The sequence below is a fragment of the uncultured Microbacterium sp. genome (assembly GCF_963521695.1).
In the GTDB taxonomy this organism is placed as follows: domain Bacteria; phylum Actinomycetota; class Actinomycetes; order Actinomycetales; family Microbacteriaceae; genus Microbacterium.
Window position 1 is genome coordinate 1 of record NZ_CAUQWC010000023.1, and the last position, 23,072, is coordinate 23,072.

Consider the following 23,072-nt stretch of genomic DNA (forward strand, 5'->3'; position numbering starts at 1 on the left):
CCCGTGCGCCGCGCCGGCGGCGGTCGTTCGTGCGGGCGGCGGGGGTACCCTCTCCCCGTGCGCCGCGCCCGCGGCGGTCGTTCGTGCGGGCGGCGGGGTTACCCGCGACACGTGACCGACACCCCGCGCCCGTCCGAGGCCCGTCCCCGCCGTCGTCGCCGGTGGCTGCGCTGGACCCTCGGGGGCCTTGGCGCCATCGTGGTGCTGCTGGTGGGCGGCATCCTGATCTACACCCAGGTGGGGGTCATGGGCGCCGAGCCCGCACCCCTGGCCGCGGCCGCGCAGAACCCCGACCTGACGATCACCGATGACGGGGCGGGCATCGTGCTCTCCCCCACCACCGGGGCGACCGGCCAGGGCCTGGTGTTCATCCCGGGCGCGAAGGTCGAGGCCGAGGGGTACATCGCCACCTTCGCCGACACGGTCGTCGACGACGGCATCACCGTCGTCATCACCCGCCCGTGGCTGAACCTCGCCTTCTTCGATCCGCGACCCCTGTCGACGTTCACCGAGCTCGCCCCCGACGTCACCGGGTGGGCCGTCGGCGGCCATTCCCTCGGCGGGGTCCGCGCGTGCCAGTTGGCCTCCGACGCCGACGCGCTGGTGCTGTTCGCCTCGTACTGTGCGAACGACCTGTCGGCATCCGGTCTTCCCGTCCTCAGCCTCTCCGGCTCCGAGGACGACCTCAGCACCCCGCAGAAGATCGCGGATGCCAAGGCGCAACTGCCGGCATCGGCCACGTTCGTCGAGATCCCCGGCGCCTCGCACGCCTCTTTCGGCGCCTACGGCCCGCAGCCCGGCGACGGCACGCCCACCGCCGAGCCTGACGAGGTGGACCGCGTGATCGCGGAAGAGCTGGCCGGGTTCCTGCCGCGCCCCTGACGCGCGCGGGTGGTCGCCCTGCGCCCGGGCCGGTGTGTGCCGCGTCGGCGGACCGGCGCTTTACGCCCGACCGGCCTAGGGCCGCGTAAACGAACGGGCACCCTGCGCCCCACCCGGCGTGCGGCCGCGTCGACGAACCGGCGCGGTCGCCCGTGGCACTGGCCGCCCGTCGGACGCGGCAAGCCTCGATGCGAAAAGCCTCGGCCGTACCCGACCAGGACGCGATCCCAGTAGTGCGCAATCAGTAGTCAGCTGAGTAGTCGTCGAATTGCCCCGATACCCGGCGGATTCATACGATTCAAATAGCCGGTCACCACCCTTTTCAATCGCACGGAATCGCACCGGGATCACGTCGACACGGCGCTCATCGTCGTGCGAAAGGCTCATGTTCTCGTCGCGCCGTCCCCCCGCGCGTCCCGCTCGGACGCGGGCCGCCTCCACCGCCATCGTCGCGGTCGTGGTGGCGATGCTTCTCGGGTCGAGTGTGACCGCGGCGAGCGCGAACCCGTCTCCCCCGGCCTCGCCGATGCCGACCGCATCCGCGCCGTCGGTGACGCCGACGCGTGCGGAGCAGGTGACCCCGACTCCCTCGGAGCAGGCGACCCCGTCGCCCGCCCCCAGCGAGCCGCCCGCTGACACCGTTCCCGAGCCGGTCGCCTCGACCCCTCCGACCGATGCCGACCCGGCCGACGACGCCGACGCTCCGGGCGCTCCGAACGACGAGCCGACGGCGGCGCCCGAGGTCGTCGACTCCCCGCCGGACGAGACGGTCGACGACCCCACCACGTCCGCCCGGATGCGCGCTCCCCCCGAGGCGCGCATCGGCATCCTGGCCGCAGGCGTTCCCGAGGCACCGGCCGAGGTCTGGACCGAGACCTTCGAGCAGGGCCTGAGCGCCACCGCGCCGACGGCCCTGACGGCCTACGCGAGCGGTCGGTACACGGCGTCGCCCGGGTGGTCCACACCCTCGAACTGCACCGGTGTGCTGGTGAACTTCTCAGCGACCTACCCGAACACGCAGTTCTGCCCGAGTCAGTCCCTTTTGAACATCCCCGTGTCGACGGCCTCGGCGCGAGAGGTCCGTCGCCTCGCCGATGTGCTCGGCCAGGTGGCCGCCGGTACCACCGGCTCGACCACGTCGACCGCACCGGCAAACGGTTCCACCTCCACCACGCGCACGAACCACGCGCTCGTCGACCTTCCCTATGCGGCGCTCACGGGCACAACCGTGGCGCAGAGATCGAGCCCGATCGCCGTCAGCGCCGCCGGATCGCGCTATTACACGCTGCGCTTCGACGCCGCGGCCGCGCCCTGCAGCGCCAACGCACCTGCGCTCTCGCTCTCCCTGTTCTCGGGCGCCACGACGCTGCTGGCTCCGTTCCCGACCGCCGTGAATCCCTGCGCGATCACGGGCAACGTCTTCTACACGTCCCCCGCACAAACGGCATCCGGCGGTCTCCTCGACCCCGCAATCGGTTCCTCCGCCCGCGCCGCGACCTTCACGGGCCCCTCGGCGGCACTCCTGACCCCCACGCAGATCGCCGCGGCCCAGGTGCGTGTGACCAACAGCACCACCGGCGTCGGCAGCGGGTTCGGCGTCGACAACCTGCGCGTGCTCGATGTGACCCCGAGCCTCGACTGGGCGTTCAGCCCGGCGAGCGTCCCCGTCGGGACGGCCTCGACCCTCACCTACACGATCACCAACACCTCCGACCTCCTCGCCAAGAGCGACTGGACGTTCACCAACACCCTCCCCGCCGGTCTCACGGTCGCCCCGACGCCCGCCGTCGGCGGCACCTGCGCCCAGGTGACGGGGACGACGTTCGCCGTCACCGCCCTCGCCGGCTCCTCCAGCATCGCGGCGGTCGGGGGCGACCTGCCCGCCGCGGCCGCGTCGTGCACGATCACGGTGAACGTCGTGGCATCCGCCGAGGCCACCTTCACCAATGCCCCCTCCAACGTCGTCACCCCGCTGATCGCCCCCGACACCGCGACCCTGACCGTCACGCCCGCCTCGCGCCTCACCGTCCGCAAGAACCTGCCGGCGCGCCTCGCCTCCACCGACCAGTTCACCCTCTCGGTGCGCAGCGGCAGCACGGTCATCGCGTCGACGACCACCACCGGCACCGCGACCGGGCTGCAGGCGGCGCAGGTGTCGCGGCAGATCGTCGAAGCCGGCGCCACGTACACGATCTCCGAGACACCCACCTCGGGTGTCGCGCTCGGGTACGCGAGCACCTACGAGTGCACGCGCGAGGGAACGGTCATCGCCGCGGGCAGCTCGCGCTCGGGTCCGCTCACCATGCCCCAGGACGACGGCGCCGAGGTCGTCTGCACCTTCACCAACACTCTGCAGCAACCGCGCCTGTTCTGCGACAGCGGGCTCTTCTACGGCCTGACCGCCAACGGCGCCCTCATCCAGGCCGACGGCGCGGTGGGCGGCCAGGCCACCGTCGGCTCGTGGAGCAACGTCACCGGAGCGAACTCGCTGGGCGTCGCCGCCGGCGGCACCGGGGCCTACGCCCTCAACAGATCGACGGATGCCGCGAACGTGCTCTCCATCCTGAAGTGGACGCCGACCGGCGGCTTCGAGACCCTCGCGAACTCGGCGTACACGACGACCGATCGCGCCGGCACGGTGATTCCCGGCAGCATCGTCGCCGGAGCCATCGATCTGGCCACCGGTCGCTACCTCTTCGGCAAGTACAACAACGGCTCTTTCTACGCGTGGAGCTTCACCGAATCGGCCCCCGCGGCATCCCGTTTCACCTACCTCGGCTCGTTCAGCGCGGGCTCCGCCCCCAACGGCAACGGCGACATGGCCTTCGACAACCGCGGCAACCTCTACGTGCTCGGGGCCGCCACGGTCAACAACGCCAGCAGCGCCGCGATCTTCACCGTGACCGCCGAGACCCTGGCCGGTGCCACCGGCGGCACCCTCGCCGTCAGCACCTCGGCGACGCGGACCCTGAACGGCCTGGATGCCACGCCGGCCTTCGGCAGCGTGAACGGCATCGCCTTCTCGCCCCGCGGCACCGTCTACCTCTCGAGCTCCACCAGCACCTACGAGTTCGACCCGACCACCTGGACCCGGGTCGCGAGCACCCCCCGCATCGACTTCGCCTCGACCGACCTCGCCAGCTGCAACAGCCCCGGCACCATCACCGTGCAGAAGAACGTGGTCGGGCGGGCAGCCGGCGCCGACCAGTTCCAACTCACCCTCGCCGACGCGAACGGTGCCCTGGGCACGGCCACGACCGCCGGCACCGCGACCGGTCGGCAGGCCGCGCAGGTCGGCGCCTTCCCCGCCTCGATCGGGTCGACGCTGACGGTGTCCGAGACGATGGCGGCGGGTTCGACCTCGGCCATCGGGGTCTACACGGTCCGCCTCGAATGCTGGAGCGACGGCATCCGGATCGCGAACGCCGCAGCGACCAGCGCCGCGGTCACCATGCCCGACCGCTTCGGCGCCAACGTCGTGTGCACCTTCTTCAACTCCCCCAGTCCCGTGGCGTCGGTCACGGTGATCAAACGTGTGCTCGATCCGGCCACCGGCCAGTCGGCGCCCGCGGCCGGCTGGAGCCTGGGCGCCGCCGCGACAGCCACCGCCGGCAGCGCCACCGTGCTGCCCAGCGAAGCGCCGCGTCAGACGAGCGACGCCGCGGGAACGGCCGTCTGGAGCGTGCTGTTCGGCTCCGCCTCGTCCCGTGCCACGCTCACGGTCTCGGAGGTGCAGCAGACCCGCTTCACCTTCGTCAGCGGCACGTGCACGGTCAACGGCACCGTCGCGCCCGTCACCTTCACGACCGCGAGCGGGGTGGTCAGCGGCGGCATCGCCGGGGTCGGGCCGTCGGCGATCGTCGTGTGCACGCTCGTCAACCAACCGATCACCTCCCTCACCCTGGTGAAGACCGTGTCGTCGGGCTCGGTCGCCGCCACCGATTGGACGCTGTCGGCCACCGCCCCCACGGGCGCACTCACCGGACCCACCGGTCGTACGGCGACCGCGGCGACGACGAACGTCCCGGTGTCACCGGCCCGCCCCTACCGGCTGGCCGAGACCGTCACGAACGCCGCCTACGTGCAGGTCGGTGTGTGGCGCTGCGTCGAGTCCACGGGTGCCGAGGTCGCCGTCACCGCCGCGAGCGACGTCACCCTGCGCACCGGCACCGCCGTCACCTGCACCGTCACGAACGCCACGGCGACCCTGACGCTGCTGAAAGACGTCACCGCCCCGAGCCCCGGCTTCGTGCCCGCCACCTGGACCGTGACGGCCGTTCCCGCCGCCCTGGCCGGCGCGACGCTTCCGACGCAGAGCCGAGTGGGCGCGGCGTACGACCCCGTCGCCGGCAACGCCGCGAGCACGTTCGAGGTGCGCCCGGGCCACGGCTACACGCTGTCGGAGGCGCCCACCGTGCCCGGGACGCGGCTGGCCTACACGACCCTCCGCCTCGAACGGCTCGACGGCTCCACGTGGACAGCCGTCACCGGACGCAGCGTCACCGCTCCCGCCGCCGGCCAGAGCGCGATCTACCGCTTCGTCAACGCCCCCGTCGTGGGCCCCGTCCTCCCCCTCACGGGCGGTGTCGGCGCCGACGCGTTCGTCATCGCCGGAGGCCTCCTGCTCGCCCTCACCGTCGTGGGCGCCGTGATCCATCGCAGACGCAGGGGAGGGAGCCTTCCGACGTGACCCCTCCCGTCGCGCGACGCCGCCGACGACACCACTTCCGCATCACCGATCACCTTCCGAGAGGAACCACCATGTCCATCCGCAAGAAAGCGGCAACCGTCCTGAGCGTCCTCGCGCTCGGGGCCCTCACCGCCGTCGGGGCCGTCGCCCCCGCATCGGCTGTGACGCTGCCGGGCAACATCGACTCGACCGTCAACCGCACCCTCACCCTCCACAAGCACGCGCTCGGACCCTCGACGCCGCTGAACCCGACGTCGACGGGCCAGCAGTTGGCCACGCCGCCGGCCGACCCGCTGGCGGGCGCGCAGTTCACCGCGACGCTCGTGTCGGGCGTCGACCTGACCACGGCCGCCGGCTGGACGCAGGCCGCATCGCTGACGCCGGCGCAGGCCGCCCAGCGTCCCAACACGGTGAGCTTCGTGTCGTCGGTATCCAACACCGCCGGTGTCGCGACGTTCTCCCCCGACCCGGCGCTGTACCCGACGGGCCTGCCCATCGGCGTGTACCTCGTCACGGAGACGCAGCTGCCGGCGACCGCGACCAACCCGGCCGCGCCGTTCCTGGTGACGCTGCCCACGCCCACCGGCGCCGCGGGCTCCCCCGCCAACCAGTGGATCTACGACGTGCACGTCTACCCCAAGAACGCCGTCACCCAGCTCACCAAGACGCGCGTCCCCGCGCCCGCCGGCTCCGTCGAGCAGCGCAACCCCGACCTCATCCGGTGGGCGATCGCCTCGTCGATCCCGACGCTCGCGACCGGTGACAGCATCGACGTGTTCACGCTGACCGACGTGCTGCCCGCCGAGCTGACCTACCTGACGGCGGCCACCGTGCCCGCCGGCGTCACGCCGTCCAACGTCGTTGTCGCCAACGCGGCCGGTACCGCGCAGACGTTCACCGAGGGCACCGACTACACGATCACGAACACGGGCGGCAACCTGGTGCTGGACTTCACCGCGCCCGGTCGCACGCGCCTCGCGGGTCTGCAGGGCGGAACGGTGACGTTCAACGTGCTGACGCGCGCCACGTCGATCCCGGCCAGCGGCGTCATCGTCAACACCGCGACGGCGAACGTCAACGGCGCGACCGAGTCGGTCACCGGTAGCACGCCGATCGGCCAGCTCACCGTGTCGGCCTACACCACCTCGAACGGCTCCCGCGTGCCGCTCGCGGGGGCGGTCTACCAGGTGTTCCTGACGGAGCAGGATGCCATCAACGGCGCCAACCCGATCGTCATCAACGGCGAGACCACGTGGACGACCGGCACGAACGGCAACGTGGTCGTGCCGATCATCACGCCCGGCAACTACTGGGTGCGCGAGACGGTGCCCCCGACGGGTTACCAGCTGCCCTCGCCCGACCGCGTGCTCACCGCGGTCGTCCCCGGCCCGACGTCGACGACCGCGCCCGTGCGCAACTACGTCGAGTTCGCGCACAACCAGGTGCCCGCGTTCGCCCTGCCCATCACCGGTGGCGACGGCGGCCTGTGGTTCGGCGTCGGTGGCGCGGCCCTGCTGACCGCCATGATCGGCGCGGCGTTCGTCGTGTCGCGTCGCCGCGCCCGCGCGGTGCAGGCACCCGCCTGAGGGATCACGCGATGACGAGGGGGGCGACGGTGCGGCGGGATGCCGCGCCGTCGTCCCCCTCTTCCGCGCCGCTTCGGCGCGACCTCCGGCGTCCGAGATGGAGGCTCTCCCTCGTCTCCCTCGCTCTCGCGGTGGGCGCCCTCGCCGGGGTGGGCCTGCTGATGTACCCGACGGTGGCCGCCTGGTTCGCCCAGTACGTGCAGTCCCAGGTCATCGACGGGTACGCGAACCAGATCCGCGACCTCGGCGCCGACACGCTCGCCGACCAGCTCGACGCCGCCCGGGCGTACAACTCCGGTCTCATCGACGGCGGAGCCGAGATCGCCGCGAACGAACGCCTCCCCCTGGCCAACTCCCCCGACCAGACCAGCGACTACGCCGAGCAGCTGCGATCGGATGCCGCGGGCCTCATGGCGCGGCTGAAGATCCCCGCCATCGACGTCGACCTGCCCGTCTACCACGGCACGAGCGAGCAGGTGCTGTACGAGGGGGTCGGTCATCTCGAGGGAACCGCGCTGCCGGTGGGCGGCGAGACGACGCACTCCGTGCTGACCGCTCACCGCGGTCTCGCGACGGCGGAGCTGTTCACCCATCTCGACCGGGTCGGCCTCGACGACACCTTCACCATCGAGGTCTTCGGCGAGGTGCTCGTCTACCGCGTCGTCGACACGCGCGTCGTCGAGCCCGAAGACACCGAATCCCTCGCCCCGGTGGTGGGCCGCGACCTGGTGACCCTCGTCACCTGCACCCCGCTGGGGGTGAACAGCCACCGCATCCTGGTGACGGGCGAGAGGGTGATCCCCACCCCCCAGTCCGAGCTCGACGGCGCGGGCGCCCGCCCCGACATCCCCACGTTCCCCTGGTGGATCTTCGTCCTCGCGGCCGCCCTCCTCGCCGCGTCCGTCTACGTCTGGTGGGCCGGTCGCCCTCCGCGGCGGCGGTGAACGCACGAGTGTCCAAGACACTCCGGATGCCAGGACTCGGCATCCGCGTGTCTTGGACACTCGGGGCGCGGGGGCGCGCTACTCGCGGGACGGTTCGTCCCGGGCGGCGCGGGCCTTCTCGGCGGCCAGCTCCGCGCGGATCGACTCGGTGCGCACATCGGTCGGGCGCTCGCCCGACTCCCACAGGTGGTCGACCCCGGCTTGCGGGTGCCCCTCGGTGGCGGCGAGCGACGCCTCGAGCGCCCGCTCGAAACGGCTCTGACGACGCTTGAGCCACAGACCCACGACCAGGAACACCGCCAGCAGCACGTACGCCGACGCGGCGAAGGGGTGCAGCACGAGATCGGCGACGTTGCCCTGGCTCAGCTGCAGCGCCTTGCGCAGCTGCTGCTCGCCCATGGGCCCCAGGATCAACCCCACGATGAGCGGCGCGATCGGAAAGCCGAAGCGCCGCATGAAGTACCCCAGCGCGCCGACGATCAGCAGGATGACGATGTCCAGCGTCGAGAAGCTCACCGCGTACGCGCCCAGCACCGCGAAGGTGAGGATGCCGGCGTAGAGGTAGGGCCGCGGGATCTGCAGCACCTTCACCCACAGTCCCGCCAGCGGCAGGTTCAGCACGATGAGCAGCACGTTGCCGATGTACAGGCTCGCGATGAGCGCCCACACCAGGTCGCCGTGGTTCTGGAACAGCTGGGGCCCGGGCTGGATGCCGTACGACTGGAAGGCCGTGATGATGATGGCCGCGGTGGCCGTCGTCGGAAGTCCCAGGGTGAGAAGCGGCACGAGCACGCCCGCCGCGGCGGCGTTGTTGGCCGCCTCGGGGCCGGCGACGCCCTCGATCGCTCCGCGACCGAACTGCCCCTTGTTCTTCGACAGCTTCTTCTCGCTCGCGTACGACAGGAAGGTCGCCACGTCCGCTCCACCGGCGGGGATGGTGCCCACGGGGAAGCCGATGAAGGTGCCGCGCAGCCACGGCTTCCACGAGCGCCGCCAGTCCTCGCGCGTCATCCAGTTGCGCCAGCCCCGCGTGACCGGGATCACCGGGATCGGTCCGTGCCGCAGGCGCGCGGCGACGTAGAGGGTCTCGCCCACCGCGAACAGCCCGACGGCCACGAGCACGACGCTCACACCGTCCGACAGCGCGAGCACGCCCATCGTGTACCGCGCCTGGCCGGTGGTCGCCTCGGTGCCGATGAGCCCGACGAGCAGGCCGATGCCGAGCGAGGCCAGTCCGCGGGCGGGCGAGGAGCCCAGCAACGCACCGACGGTGATGAAGGCCACCACGATGAGGGCGACGAAGTCGGCCGGTGAGAGGTTGACCGCGAACTGCGCGAGCAGGGGGGCGAAGAGGGTCAGCAGCACCGTGGCGATGGTGCCGGCCACGAACGAGCCGATCGCCGCCGTCGCCAGGGCCGCAGCCCCGCGACCGAGCTTGGCCATCTTGTTGCCCTCGATGGCGGTGATGACGGATGCCGATTCACCCGGGGTGTTGAGCAGGATGCTGGTGGTCGAGCCGCCATACATCCCGCCGTAGTAGATGCCCGCGAAGGTGATGATCGCCGCCGTCGGCGACAGCGTATAGGTCAGAGGCAGCAGCAGTGCCACGGTCATGGCCGGGCCGATACCCGGGAGCACCCCGACCGCGGTCCCGATGACCACGCCGAGCAGCGCGAACAGCAGGTACTCCGGCTGCAGCGCGGTGGCGAAGCCCTCCAGGAGGGAGTTCACAGAATCCATGTCGACGGTCTCCTAGCCGAACAGGGGTCCGGGGCCGTACCACCAGTCGAAGGCGGCCCCGCGAGGAAGGAAGAGGCCCAGGCCCTCTCCGAAGAGGAGCTGGGTGCCGATGCCGATGACGAGCCCGACGAGGAAGGCCACCCAGGGGCGCTTCGCCCCGAGCGTCCAGGCGACGCCGCCGAACAGGAGGGCCGCGACCATCCACCAGCCGAGCAGTTCGAGCAGCAGCAGGACGGCGACGAGGAGCGCGACGAGCTTGAGGATCGTCCACCAGTCGGTCTTGGCATCCGGGTCGATGTCTTCGCCTTCTTCGCGCGGCGCCACCTGGCCCCGGAGGGCCGAGATCACCAGCGCTGCACCGGAGCCGAGCAGGATCACCGCCACGGCGAAGGGGAACACCTGCGGGCCGATGGCCTGACCCGCGGGGACGCGGATGGCGAAGGCCCCGACCAGCGCGAAGACACCGAGACCGAACACGACGCCCGCGAAGATCGCGTTGCCGACGCGCTCGGCGCCCCACCGGGGACGGACGGTGTCCGCCCCCGGTGTCTCGGTGGTCGTCACGAGACCAACCCGATGTTCTTCAGCGTCCCCGACACGTCGACGATGTTCTCGTCGACGAACGAGGTGAACTCCTCACCCGTCAGGAAGGCGTCGGTCCAGCCGCGCTCCTCGAGCACGGTCTGCCACGCACCCGACTCGTGCATGTCTGTCACCAGGGCGGTGAGGCCCGCGGCATCCGCTTCGCTGATCCCGCCGGGGGCGAGCAGGCCGCGCCAGTTGGTGTAGACGACGTCGAAGCCCTCGGAGGTCATGGTGGGAACGTCGGGCAGCAGCGTGGCCGCCTCCTCGCTCGACACGGCGAGGGCGCGCAGGTCGCCCGACTCGACGTACTCGGCGAACTCGCCCACGCCCGAGATGCCGGCCGCGGCGTTGTTGCCGAGCAGCAGCGACACGGCCTCGCCGCCACCGGCGTTGGGCACGTAGTTGAGCTTTTCGGTGATGTCGGCGCCGGTGAGGCCGGCTTCCTCGAGCAGGAGTCCCGCGAGGATGTGGTCGGCGCCGCCGGCGGAGCCACCGGTGATCGTGACACCCTGACCGTCGGCGACGACCGCGTCGACGAGGTCCTTCAGCGTCTGGAACTCGCTCGCGGCGGGCACGACGACGACGAGCGGCTCCTCGGTCAGGCGGGCGATGGGGGTGGTGTCCTCGATGCGGTTCTCGGCCGCGTTCGTCTCGACGGCGCCGACCATCACCAGACCCGTGACCATGAGGGTGTACGGGTCGCGCTCGTTCGCGAGCGAGGCGAGGCCGACGGTGCCGCCGGCGCCACCGACGTTGCTGACCGCCGCGGTGCCGACCAGGCCGTCACCGGTGAGCACGTCCGAGACGGCGCGGCCAGTCTGGTCCCAGCCGCCGCCCGGGTCGGCGGGGACGACGATGTTCACGGAGTCGATCGAGGCGGCGTCGTCGGAGGCGGCCGCTCCCCCGGCGCCCGCACCCTGCGGGTTGCAGCCGGTGAGGGCTGCGAGCGAGAGCGCTGCCAGGGGGACGAGGGCGATGGTGGTGCGACGCATGCGCGGTACTCCTCTTCGAGTTCGAGGAGGCGCCGTCGCCTCCCCGCTGATGGCTCACCGTAGACAGCACCGAAGTCGGCCGTCGCGCTTGTGCAACTAACGACGACTTCGGCAACTATTGGTCGCACGCCGGCCTACGCCCGACGCGGGCGGCGAGGGAGAATGAACCGTGGTCCGAGCACTGTCGCTGAGACTGCAGCTGTTGCTGCTGCAGGCGCTGATCGTGTGCGTCGTGACCCTTGGCGCGGGCATCGTCACCGTCTGGATCCAAGAGAGCGCGATCCGCGACTCCTACCGCGAGCGCATGGTCGGGGTGGCGCTGTCGATCGCGCGCCTGCCCGTCATCGTCGAGGCGTTCGACGACCCCGACCCCTCGGTGGCGATCCAACCCGTGGCCGAGGTCATCCGCGAGGCGTCGGCGTTGACCTACGTCGTGGTGACCGACCTCGACGGCATCCGTCTGTCGCACCCGAACCCTGACCGCATCGGCGAGAGCGTGTCGACCGACCCGTCGATCCCCCTGTCGGGACAGGTGTGGTCGGGCACCGAGACGGGGACGCTCGGTGAGTCCTACCGGGTGAAGGTGCCGGTCTACGCCGACGGCGACGACGAGAGCGCCCCCGTGATCGGCTCGGTGTCGGTGGGAGTGCTCGAATCAGAGCTCGCCGCCGATCTGCAGGCGCGCCTGCCGGGCCTGTTCCTCGCCTTCGGCGGTGCCGCGGTGGCCGGGGTCTTCGGCGCCGCGTGGGTCGCCGCCCTCATCCGCCGCCGCATCCTGGGGCTCGAACCCGATGAGATCGCCGAGCTGGTGGGCGAGCGCGAAACGATGCTGCACCGCCTCAGCGAGGGCGTGATCCGCGTCGACCACCGCGGCATCGTCACCAGCGCCAACGACGCCGCCGAGCGCCTCATCGGGCGGGGGACGCTCAGCGGGCGTCGCGCCGACGAGACGCTCGACGGGCCCCTCCTGCAGGTGATGGAGGACGGCGAGCCCGAGGGGCGACTGGTGCTGGCCGGAGAACGCCCCGTCATCGCGCGGTCGACCGGCCTGCGCGACGACCGCGGCCGCGTGGTGGGCGGCACCCTGCTGCTGCGCGATCACACCGAGCTGCACGAGGCCCTCCGCAGCATGGACGGGCAGCAGTCGCTCACCGAGGGGCTGCGCGCGCAGGCGCACGAGTTCGCCAACTCGCTGCACGTCGTGTCGGGCCTGCTCGAACTCGGCGCCTGGGACGACGCGCGGGAGTTCATCGCGCAGGTGCGACCGGGGGGCCCGTTGGATCCGGGACCGGATGCCGCAGCCCTCGGAAGCGAGCTGACCGCGTTGCTGTCGGTCAAGATCGCCCGCTCCCGCGAACTCGACGTCGCTCTCGAGGTCGTCGCGCACGGCGCTCCCCCACCCGAGTCGACCGGCGATCTCATCACCGTGGTCGGCAACCTCGTCGACAACGCCCTCGAGGCGTGCCGCCCCGGCGATCGGTTGCGGGTGACGGTGGATGCCACCGACTCCGCGGTGCGCGTGCGGGTCGACGATAGCGGAGCCGGCGTTCCCGACGCGCTCCGCGCGCACGTGTTCGACGAGGGCGTGAGCACGAAGGCCACCCACGCCCGCGCCCGCGGCATAGGCCTCGCCCTCGTCCGACGCGTCGCCCGCCGCCGGGGCGGTGACGCCCGGGTCGAGCGTTCACCGCTCGGCGGCGCGCGGTTCGAGGTGGTGCTCCCCGTGGCCGAGAGGGTGTCGTGATACTGCGCGTTCTCGTCGTCGACGACATCCCCGCCGTGGCGTCCCTGCACGGCCGGTTCGTCTCGGCGCATCCGGGGTGCGAACTCGTCGGCACGGCGGGCAGCGGACCGGATGCCGTGTCAGCGGTGGCCGAGCTCCACCCCGACCTCGTGCTGCTCGACGTGCACCTCCCGGGCTTCTCGGGCCTCGACGCCCTGCGCTCCGTGCGCGCCGACGGCTCGCTCGTGCAACCGGAGGTGATCGCCGTGACAGCGGCGCGCGATGTCGACACCGTGCGCACGGCGCGGCTGATGGGGGTGCAGCACTACCTGGTCAAGCCGTTCACGGCCGGTGAGCTGCACACGCGGATCGACGACGTCCTGGCCGAGCGTCGAGCCTCCGCCGCGGTCGCGGGCTCACTCGACCAGCAGGGCGTCGACGCGGTGCTGCGGCCCGTGACGAAGCGCCCCCTGCCCAAGGGGCTGTCGCGTCCGACGCTCGATCTGGTGCGCGCCGCCCTGGCCGAACTGGGATCGGCGAGTGCGGCCGAGGTCGCCGACCACCTCGGCCTGTCGCGGGTGAGCTGCCGCCGCTACCTCGAGCACCTCGCCGACGACGGCGGGTGCGCGCGCAGCCTCGACTACACCACCGCCGGGCGACCGAGCACGCGGTACACAGTCGCCGCCGCCTGAGCACCCCGCCACCCTGGTTGAGTGTCCAAGACACACCGGATGCCGGCCACGCCGACGGCGTTTCTTGGACACTCGACTCACGCGCGCCGCGCGCGACCCGCTAGCGCTGGAACCCGTCCGAGATGATCTCGATGAGCTCCTCGCGCTCCTCGACCGGCAGGAAGGCCCCCGCCGCAGCGTTCAGCTGGAACGCTTCGAGGTCGTCGAGGTCGTAGTCGAACGCCTGCGCCAGCAGACCCAGCTCGCGGGTGAGCGAGGTCGCGCTCATCAGGCGGTTGTCGACGTTCACCGTGACCGAGAAGTCGAGCTGGTAGAGCAGGTCGAACGGGTGGGCGTCCATCGTGTCGCCCCACGCCGTGACGGCCCCCGACTGCAGGTTCGACGTCGGCGACAGCTCGAGGGTGATCTCGCGATCGCGCACCCAGCGGGCCAGGTCACCGAAGGTCACCTGCACCTCCTCACCCTCGCGCGAGACGACGTCGAGGTCGTTGGCGATGCGCACGCCGTGACCGAGGCGCAGGGCGCGACCGTCGATGAGGGCGGAGCGGATGGATGCCAGTCCCGCGCCCTCGCCGGCGTGCACCGTCGTGGGGAAGAACTGCTCGGCGAGGTAGTCGAACGCCGCGCGGTGGCCCGACGGCAGGAATCCGTCCTCGGGGCCGGCGAGGTCGAAGCCGACCACCCCGCGGCCGCGCCACGACACGGCGAGCTCGGCGATGTCGCGGGCGTTGTCGTTGTGGCGGAGCGCCGTGAGCAGCTGCCCGACCCGGATGTCGTGGCCGCGCGCGTCGGCGGCGTCCTCGCCCTCTTCGATGCCCTCCTGCACGGCATCCACGACCTCGTCGAGAGTGAGGCCGCGCGTGAGGTGCTGCTCGGGCGCCCAGCGCACCTCGCCGTAGACGACGCCGTCGGCGGCGAGGTCCTCGACGAACTCCTTCGCGGTGCGCACGAGCCCCTCGCGCGTCTGCATCACGCCGACCGTGACCGAGAACTTCTCGAGGTAGTCCTCGAGCGACCCTCCGTCGATGTGGTCCGAGAACCAGGCGCCGAGTCCCTTCGCGTCGCGGGCCGGCAGCTCGAGGCCGACCTCGTCGGCCAGCTCCAGCACGGTCTGCGGGCGCAACCCGCCGTCGAGGTGGTCGTGCAGCGACACCTTGGGGAGGTCCCGCACCGTGCGGTCGCCGATGCGGACGTCGTCGGATGCCATCGTGTTCCTTTGCTGAGCGGCCATCACGCCGTGATGCGTTCGCGGACGAGGGGGGATGCCGCGGGGGCCGCGTCGCCGATCTCCCAAGCACCCTCGACTGCACCGAGCGCGCGGTCGAAGCGGGCGCCATCGTCGGCCGACAGGGTGAACAGCGGCTGACCGGCGGTGACCGACTGGCCGACCGCGACGTGCAGATCGATGCCCGCGGCGTGCACCACGGCGTCCTCGGCCCGCGCACGACCGGCACCCAGACGCCAGGCACCGATGCCGAACGGCAAGGCTTCGATGCGGGTGAGCACGCCCGAACGCTCGGCGACGACGGTGTGGGTCTCACGGGCCGTCGGGAGGGCGGCATCCGGATCCCCGTCCTGAGCGCGGATCATGCGCTTCCACACGTCCATCGCACGGCCGTCCTTGAGCGCCGCCTCGACGTCGGCGTCGGGGCGACCCGCGAGGGTGAGCATCTCGCGGGCGAGGGCGACGGTCAGCTCGACCACGTCGGCGGGGCCCCCGCCGGCGAGCACCTCGACCGACTCGCGCACCTCGTTGGCGTTGCCGATGGCCCGGCCCAGCGGGGTGTTCATGTCGGTGAGCAGGGCGGTGGTGTTCACGCCCGAATCGGTGCCCAGTGCGACCATCGTGCGGGCCAGTTCGCGGGCGCGATCGATGTCCTGCATGAACGCGCCCGAGCCGAACTTCACGTCGAGCACGAGCGAGTCGGTGCCCTCGGCGATCTTCTTCGACATGATGCTCGAGGCGATGAGCGGGATCGCCTCCACCGTCCCGGTGACGTCGCGGAGTGCGTACAGCTTCTTGTCGGCCGGGGCGAGCCCGGTGCCCGCGGCGCAGATGACCGCTCCGACGTCGGCGAGCTGCGCCATGATCTCGTCGTTCGACAGCGCTGCGCGCCAACCGGGGATCGACTCGAGCTTGTCGAGCGTTCCGCCGGTGTGCCCGAGGCCGCGGCCCGAGAGCTGCGGCACGGCCACGCCGAAGGCCGCCACGAGGGGCGCCAGCGGCAGGGTGATCTTGTCGCCCACTCCGCCGGTGGAGTGCTTGTCGACCGTCGGCTTGCCGAGCGATGAGAAATCCATGCGCTCGCCAGAGGCGATCATGGCATCCGTCATCACCCGGATCTCGTCGCGCTCCATGCCGCGCAGCAGCACCGCCATCGCGAACGACGCCATCTGGGCGTCCGAGACGTAGCCCTTCGTGTAGTGCTCGATGAGCCAGCGCAGCGCGGACTCCGAGACGGCGCCCCCGTCGCGCTTCGTGCGGATGACCTCGACCGCGTCGTGCGGATGCACGGTGGTCATCGGGCGGCCTCCTCGAGCTCACGCGGGCCGAACGCGTCGGGCAGCACCTCGTCGATGGTGCGGATGCCGCTGACCGTCTCGAGCAGCATGCCGGGGATGGCGTGCTCGAACAGCAGCTGTCGGCACCGTCCGCACGGCATGAGGGTGCGGCCCTCGCCGTCGACGCAGACGAACGCGACCAGCTGGCCGCCGCCCGACATGTGCAACTCGGACACCAGACCGCACTCGGCGCACAGCGTCACCCCGTAGGAGGCGTTCTCGACGTTGCACCCCGAGACGATGCGGCCGTCGGCGACGAGCGCTGCGGCGCCCACCTTGAAGCGGGAGTAGGGCGCGTACGCGCGGTGCATGGCATCCGTCGCGGCGGAACGGAGTTCGTCCCAGTCGATGTCGGTCATCGTGGTGTGAGGGGTCCTCTCGTGGGGAAGGGTGTCAGCCCTTGATGTAGGGCTTTCCGGCTGCTGCCGGCCCGCGGATCTGTCCCGCGAAACCGGCCACCGCGATGATGGTCACGATGTAGGGCAGCATCAGCATGAACTCGCTGGGGATGGGAGTGCGCAACACCGTCAGAAGATTCTGCAGGTTGGTCGCGAAACCGAACAGCAGGGCGGCGAGCGTCGCGCGGATCGGGTCCCAGCGGCCGAAGATGACCGCGGCCAGGGCGATGAAGCCGAGTCCGGCCGTCATCTCCTTGGTGAACTGACCGACCGAGACCAGGGTGAAGTACGCGCCGCCGATACCGGCGATGGCGCCCGCGAGCGAGACGTTCCAGAACCGGCTCGAATTGACCTTGATACCGACGGTGTCGGCGGCCTGCGGGTGCTCGCCGACGGCGCGGAGACGCAGGCCCCACCGCGTGCGGTAGAGGCCCCACGCGGCCACCGCGACGACCGCGTACATCAGGTAGACGATGAAGGTCTGGTTGAAGAGCACCGGTCCGATGATCGGGATGTCGCCGAGCAGGGGGATCTCCCAGCGGGGGAATCGCTCCGGGCGGTTGAGCACGTCTTCGTTGGGCACGAGCAGGGCGCCGTAGAGGAAGCCGGTGAGACCGGTGACGAGCACGTTGAGCACCACACCGACGATCACCTGGTCAACGAGGTACTTGATCGAGAACGCCGCGAGCACGAAGGCCACGAGCACCCCGCCGAGCATGGCGGCGATCAGACCGAGGAAAGGATTCCCGGTCAGGGATGCCACGAGCGCGGCGCTGAACGCACCGAAGAGGAACTGCCCCTCGATGGCGACGTTGACGACGCCCACGCGCTCGCCGATCACGCCACCGAGCGCCCCGAAGATCAACGGGACCGACAGCGACAGCGCGCCGAACAACAGGCCTGTGACCGGTACGAGCCCGTCGGCCGCAGCCCAGGTGAGGAAGGCGAAGACCGCGAGCACACCGAACGCCACGGGAAGCCAGAGCGCGGTGCGGCGGTAGCCGACGGCATCCCACACGGCCCACGCCGTCAATGGGACGAGGACGACCAGCACACCCCAGCTCGTGGCCGAGGTGGGCACCGCCACGCTGCCCAGGTCGATGTCGGACGCGGGGTCGCCCAGCCGGAACGTACTCTGCCCGTCACGGGGAACGAGGGCGAACAACAGGCCGAGCAGCACCGTCACGACGGCGAGGCTCACGGCCAGTTTCATGTGGCGAACCCGCACGGTCGCCAGCTGGATCGCGTCATCCGCGAGATGCGTCGCGGTCATGCCGCCACCGCCTTCTTGGCCGCCTTGGCACGGTCCTTGGCCGCACGTTCGGCCTCGCTCTTGGGGAGGAAGAAGATCGTGCGCACCAGCGGCGGCGCCGCGATGAACAACACGATGAGAGCCTGCACGACGAGCACGATGTCGACGGGGATGCCCTGCGAAGCCTGCATGGTGAACGACCCCGATTTGAGGGCGCCGAACAGGATGCCAGCGGCGAAAACGCCCCACGGACGACTACGCCCCAGGAGTGCCACGGTGATCGCATCGAAGCCGATACCGGCGTCGATGAGCCCGTCGAAGCCGGAAGTCACCGACCCCTGGATCTGGTTCATGCCCGCGAGCCCCGCGAGGCCTCCGGCGAACAGCATCGCGTAGATGTACATGCGCGGCACCGAGATACCGGCTGCTCGCGCGGCGTGGGGGTTCTCACCCACGGCGCGCAGACGGAAGCCGAGGCTCGAACGCTCCATCAGCCACCACACGAACACCGTGGCAGCCACGACGATCACGAAGCCGAAGTCGAGCAGGGGGAACTGCGGCCCCAAAAGCTCCGGGAACTGGGCGCTCGCGGGTGTGGCGGCCGAGATGGGCTGGTCGCCGGCGGGGCGCTGCAACAGTCCGGGGGTTCGCACCATCCACGTCACCAGGTAGTAGGCGACGTAGTTGAGCATGATCGTCAGGATGACCTCGTGCGCTCCCGTGCGGGCCTTCAGAAGGCCCACGATGCCGCCCCAGAGCGCTCCGCCGGCGATGCCGACGACCAAGGTGAGGGGCAGCTGCACGATCATCGGCAGATCGAGGTTGAAGGTGACGAGTCCCGCAAAGGCGCACGCGATGAGGATCTGACCTCGGCCGCCGATGTTGAACAGCCCGACGCGGAAAGCCAGCGCCACCCCGAGACCGGCGGCGATCAGCGGGGCGGCGAAGCCGAGCGTGTTCGTCAGCGGTCGGATCTGCGTGGCGAAGTCGGCGCCCCGAGCGTTGAACACTGCGCCGCGGACCAGCGCCTCGTACCCGCCGTAGACGGCGTTCCACACCGCACTGATCATGTCGCCGGGTCGAGCGAAGAAATAGCCCGACGCGGTGCGCACGTCTTCGTTGGTCACGGCCATCAGCACACCGCCCACGATCATGGCGGCCACCACGGCGAGCACGGTGGTGATCCACGAGGACCGGAGCAACTCGGTGAGGAACTGATTGGTGCGCGGCGGCGGGGGCGTCTCGACCGGTGCATGACCGGTTAGCGGACCCGAGGCCATCGGCAGTTGCTCGGGCGGGATCCCGGTCTCACCGGCGCCGCCGGCGCTGGGGGTGTGGCCGCTCACGCTGCCTCCTCCGCGGGCTTCTCGCCCGCCATCATGAGCCCGAGCACGTCGCGCGGGGTGTCACCGGGCACGATGCCGACGACGCTGCCGCGGTACATGACCGCGATGCGGTCGGCGAGGGCCGCGATCTCGTCGAGCTCGGTCGACACGACGATCACGGGCACGCCCGCGTCGCGTGCGGCCACGATCTGCTTGTGGATGAACTCGATGGAGCCGACGTCGACGCCACGGGTGGGCTGCGCCGCCACGAAGAGCTTGAGCGGTCGGCTCATCTCACGGGCGATGACGACCTTCTGTTGATTGCCGCCCGACAGAGTGCCCACCGGGGTGGATGCCGACTGCGTGCGAATGTCGTACTCGGCGATGCGGTCACGAGCGAACTCGCCCAGCGAGCCCCGACGGATCGTGCCGCCCGAGACGAACGCCGGATCGGAGGAGCGGTCCAGGATGAGGTTCTCCGCAACCGAGAACGCGCCGACGAGACCATCTTCTTTCCGGTCCTCGGGGACGAACCCGACGCCGGCGTCGAGGATGGCGCGGACGCTCTTGCCGACCAGGTCTGTTCCGTCGAGGCTGATTGTGCCGGTCACCCGGTCGGCGAGGCCCACGATGGCTTCGACGAGCTCTGTCTGACCGTTTCCCTGCACGCCCGCGACGGCGAGAATCTCCCCCGGACGCACGTCCAGATCGACGTCGTCGACGACGACGGTGCCCTCCGGAGTCACGACACGGAGGTTCCGGATGGAAAGACCCCCGGACGCCGCCGCCTTCGGCGCGTCCTTCTGCACGGTCAGCTCGACCGCGCGGCCGACCATGAGCGAGGCGAGTTGGGCATTGCTGGCGGTGGGCTCGGCCTCGCCGACGATCTTGCCCAGACGGACGACCGTGATGCGATCGGCAACCTCGCGCACCTCGCGCAGCTTGTGCGTGATGAAGACGATGGAGGTCCCTTCGTCTCGCAGCTGCCTCATGATGGCCATGAGATCGTCGGTCTCCTGCGGAGTGAGCACCGCGGTCGGCTCGTCGAACACGAGCACCTTCGCGTCGCGCGAGAGCGCCTTGATGATCTCGACGCGCTGCTGGACACCGACCGGCAGGTCGCCCACGCGGGCGTCGGGGTCGACCTCGAAGCCGAACCGCTGAGCGACCTCGCGCACATGGCGGCGGGCGGCGTTGAGATCGAGCGCGCCCAGTGCCTTGGTGTTCTCGTGTCCGAGCATGACGTTCTCGGCGACCGTAAAGACGGGGATGAGCATGAAGTGCTGGTGCACCATGCCGATTCCCGCGGACATGGCGTCGCCCGGTCCGCGGAAACGCTGAACGGCGTCGTCCAGCAGGATTTCGCCCTCATCGGCCTGGTAGAGGCCGTAGAGGACGTTCATGAGAGTGGACTTGCCGGCACCGTTCTCTCCAAGGAGAGCGTGGATCTCACCCGGTCGCACGACGAGATCGATGTGATCGTTCGCGACCAGTGACCCGAACCGCTTGGTGATGCCGCGGAGTTCGAGCTTCATGCTGTGCACCCTATTCGAGACGTTGGGAGGGACGGAAAGAAACCGCGGTCGGTCGGACTGCTGGTCCGACCGACCGCGGTCGAGTATCTCAAACCCGCTCGTGATCCGGCCGGAAGGGAATCGGCGGAGCGCGGTCGGGGTGAGCTCGGATTACGGCGAGCTGGGCGACGTGACGGTGATCTCGCCGGAGATGATCTGCTGGCGAAGAGCCTCGATCTCATCGGTGAGACCCGAGGGCAGCGCGCTCTCGAACGAGCCGAAGCCCGACAGGCCGACGCCCTCGTTCTCGAGGGTGCCCACATACGGGGTCGCGTCGTACTCGCCCTTCGCGGTGGCCAGGACCGAGTCGTAGACAGCCTGGTCGATGCGCTTCAGGATCGAGGTGAGCACGAGGTCGGACACAGCCGGGTCGGCCTGCGCCAGATCGGAGTCGACACCGAGCATGACGCTCGTGCCACCGCTGTCGCGGATGGCGTCGGCGGCGCTGCTGTAGATCGGGCCGCCGACGGGCAGGAGCACGTCGATACCCTGGTCGAGCAGGCCCTGCGCGGCCTGCTTCGCGGCGTCGTTGGCCGCGAAGGCCCCGGTGAACGAACCATTCTGCGCGGCGACATCCCAGCCGAAGGTCTGGACGCTGGCGCCCTTGTCCTCGTTGTACTTCTGCACGCCGTCGACGAAGCCGTCCATGAAGATCGTGACGGGCGGGATGGGGATGCCACCGACCGTGCCGACCTTGTTGACGCCGGCCTCGGCGGAGTACGCGGCGGCGGCGTAGCCACCGAGATACGCGGCCTGCACCGTGTCGAACAACAGAGGTTTGATGTTCGGGGCGTCGGTCTCGCCGTCGTTGTCGGTGTCGGCCCGGTCGTCGATGATGGCGTACTGGAGGTTCGGGTTGGCCGTGGCGGAGGCGACGGTGTCCGCACCGAGCTTGAAACCGACCGAGATGATGACGGTGCAGCCCTCGGCGACGAGGTTCTCGAGGTTGGGGGCGTAGTCGTTGGCGGAGCTGGACTCGACCTCGACGGACTTCACGCCGAGTTCTTCGGCGGCACGGTCCATACCTTCCTTGGCGGACTGATTGAACGACTTGTCGTTCCAGCCACCCTCGTCCGAGATGAGGCACGGGGTGAAACCGTCGACGACGTCACCCCCGGCTCCGGCGCTCGCGCCGTTGCTCTCGGGCGCTGCGCCGCAACCGGCGAGCAGCACGGCGGCGCCGATCATGGCGAAGCCGCTGACGACGGCCTTCTTCGTGGTCTTCACGAGGGGTCCTCCAAGACGGATGCCCCCAACGGGTTCGGGGGACGATCCCGTCACGTTACCTAGTGTGTCGCCGGGCTCGTGCGCCAGGAGCCGCCGTGCGCGGCAATGGTTACAAAGACGCAATCTCGCGTTATCTCGTTGCCACACCCGAGGTCTCTGAAACTGACAGCCCACGTTCATGACACCGAGTGTCGCTGTCAAGCGGTGCGCGGTCTCGGTCGCCATGGGGAGATCTCGGAGCGAAGCGGCATGTCACGGACTACCGTTCGCGGACCGCCCGCCCCACGTCGGTGGCGAGGTCTTGGGCGCTGCGGCAGACATGCTACGTTCTGCCCGTCGACACCCGTCGACAGCTGACCGACATAAGCCCAGGGGGGCAATTATGCGCAAGAAAACTATTGGGATGCTGGCCGCGATTCTCGTCTGCGCCGGGGCTTTGGGAGCGCCGTCGGCCGCGCAAGCGGCTGGTACCTTGACGCAGCACGGTCCGTACTCGACGAAAGCCGCCTGCGAGGCTTCATCTTCGAGTCCCGCCTACAACAACTCTTACGTTCGAGTCGCGAAGGCGTGCTACTACGTCGGAGGCGGCGCTGGCTGGGCGTTCTACACCAGGAGTGCGGCGTAACAATTTTGCCAAGTTCGCCCCGCTCACTGCGAGCGGGGCGAACTCGCCTATTGAGCCGCTACCGACGCGTTACGTAGCGCGGAATCCGCCACGTGTTGGCAACGAAGGTGAGTGGCGCCGGCACAACCGAGGTCATCTACCCGAGGTGGGCGCCGCGATTTACGTGACGTCTGCCTGATTCGCTCTTCAGAGAACGTCGCCGCGGCCCGTGAGCTTGAGGGCGTCGACGACGCCCTTGACACGCTGGGCGTTCTCGGTCGTCGTGACGAGCAGGG

General features: G+C 70.4%; 16 protein-coding genes. 6 read left to right on the forward strand and 10 right to left on the reverse strand.

The features are described 5' to 3' along the window. Positions 1–111: 111 nt before the first annotated feature. From RWP81_RS03125 to RWP81_RS03140, 4 genes are all read left to right on the forward strand, one after another. Positions 112–882 carry an alpha/beta hydrolase gene (locus RWP81_RS03125; RefSeq protein ID WP_314452172.1) on the forward strand — a complete coding sequence of 257 codons (771 nt, stop codon included), beginning with the start codon at positions 112–114 and terminating at the stop codon, positions 880–882. A gap of 385 nt (positions 883–1,267) precedes the next feature. Continuing rightward, complete coding sequence (locus tag RWP81_RS03130) at positions 1,268–5,572, forward strand: hypothetical protein (RefSeq protein WP_314452174.1); 4,305 nt, start codon at positions 1,268–1,270, stop codon at positions 5,570–5,572. A 71-nt stretch (positions 5,573–5,643) separates the two neighbouring features. After that, positions 5,644–7,158: a SpaH/EbpB family LPXTG-anchored major pilin gene (locus tag RWP81_RS03135; protein WP_314452176.1), complete on the forward strand. Its 1,515-nt coding sequence runs from the start codon at positions 5,644–5,646 to the stop codon at positions 7,156–7,158. A gap of 131 nt (positions 7,159–7,289) precedes the next feature. Then, positions 7,290–8,102, forward strand: a complete 813-nt coding sequence (locus RWP81_RS03140; RefSeq protein ID WP_314452178.1) for a class C sortase — start codon at positions 7,290–7,292, stop codon at positions 8,100–8,102. 78 nt (positions 8,103–8,180) lie between these two features. Here the strand turns inward: RWP81_RS03140 and RWP81_RS03145 are convergent, their stop codons facing one another. From RWP81_RS03145 to RWP81_RS03155, 3 genes are read right to left on the reverse strand one after another with little or no spacing between them, the layout of a single operon-like run. Next, entirely contained in the window at positions 8,181–9,842 is a 1,662-nt protein-coding gene (locus RWP81_RS03145; RefSeq protein WP_314452180.1) for a tripartite tricarboxylate transporter permease, read from the reverse strand. A 12-nt stretch (positions 9,843–9,854) separates the two neighbouring features. Next, positions 9,855–10,406, reverse strand: coding sequence for a tripartite tricarboxylate transporter TctB family protein (locus tag RWP81_RS03150; RefSeq protein WP_314452182.1), 552 nt, complete (start codon positions 10,404–10,406; stop codon positions 9,855–9,857). Next, the gene (locus RWP81_RS03155) at positions 10,403–11,419 is read right to left on the reverse strand and encodes a tripartite tricarboxylate transporter substrate binding protein (RefSeq protein ID WP_314452184.1); all 1,017 of its coding nucleotides are present in this window, start codon (positions 11,417–11,419) and stop codon (positions 10,403–10,405) included. Before RWP81_RS03155 ends, RWP81_RS03150 begins: the two co-directional genes overlap by 4 nt. Before the next feature lie 169 nt (positions 11,420–11,588). Between RWP81_RS03155 and RWP81_RS03160 the strand changes: the two genes are divergently transcribed. Beyond that, positions 11,589–13,163 carry an ATP-binding protein gene (locus tag RWP81_RS03160; protein WP_314452186.1) on the forward strand — a complete coding sequence of 525 codons (1,575 nt, stop codon included), beginning with the start codon at positions 11,589–11,591 and terminating at the stop codon, positions 13,161–13,163. After that, positions 13,160–13,834: a response regulator gene (locus RWP81_RS03165; protein ID WP_314452189.1), complete on the forward strand. Its 675-nt coding sequence runs from the start codon at positions 13,160–13,162 to the stop codon at positions 13,832–13,834. Before RWP81_RS03160 ends, RWP81_RS03165 begins: the two co-directional genes overlap by 4 nt. A gap of 100 nt (positions 13,835–13,934) precedes the next feature. Here RWP81_RS03165 and RWP81_RS03170 read toward each other — a convergent pair whose 3' ends face one another. The 7 genes from RWP81_RS03170 to RWP81_RS03200 form a co-directional block, all read right to left on the reverse strand. Next, a complete protein-coding gene (locus RWP81_RS03170) occupies positions 13,935–15,041 on the reverse strand; it encodes an adenosine deaminase (protein WP_055958574.1) in 1,107 nt (368 codons plus the stop codon). Between the two features lie 23 nt (positions 15,042–15,064). After that, the gene (locus tag RWP81_RS03175) at positions 15,065–16,357 is read right to left on the reverse strand and encodes a thymidine phosphorylase (RefSeq protein WP_314452193.1); all 1,293 of its coding nucleotides are present in this window, start codon (positions 16,355–16,357) and stop codon (positions 15,065–15,067) included. Next, the gene (locus RWP81_RS03180) at positions 16,354–16,755 is read right to left on the reverse strand and encodes a cytidine deaminase (RefSeq protein ID WP_055834370.1); all 402 of its coding nucleotides are present in this window, start codon (positions 16,753–16,755) and stop codon (positions 16,354–16,356) included. Before RWP81_RS03180 ends, RWP81_RS03175 begins: the two co-directional genes overlap by 4 nt. A gap of 34 nt (positions 16,756–16,789) precedes the next feature. Further along, positions 16,790–18,067: an ABC transporter permease gene (locus RWP81_RS03185; protein WP_314452196.1), complete on the reverse strand. Its 1,278-nt coding sequence runs from the start codon at positions 18,065–18,067 to the stop codon at positions 16,790–16,792. Then, entirely contained in the window at positions 18,064–19,392 is a 1,329-nt protein-coding gene (locus RWP81_RS03190; RefSeq protein WP_399540541.1) for an ABC transporter permease, read from the reverse strand. Before RWP81_RS03190 ends, RWP81_RS03185 begins: the two co-directional genes overlap by 4 nt. After that, positions 19,389–20,906, reverse strand: a complete 1,518-nt coding sequence (locus RWP81_RS03195; protein ID WP_055958590.1) for an ABC transporter ATP-binding protein — start codon at positions 20,904–20,906, stop codon at positions 19,389–19,391. The genes RWP81_RS03190 and RWP81_RS03195 overlap by 4 nt, the downstream gene beginning before the upstream one ends. A 150-nt stretch (positions 20,907–21,056) precedes the next feature. Beyond that, positions 21,057–22,133, reverse strand: coding sequence for a BMP family ABC transporter substrate-binding protein (locus RWP81_RS03200; RefSeq protein ID WP_314452201.1), 1,077 nt, complete (start codon positions 22,131–22,133; stop codon positions 21,057–21,059). Positions 22,134–23,072 lie beyond the last annotated feature (939 nt).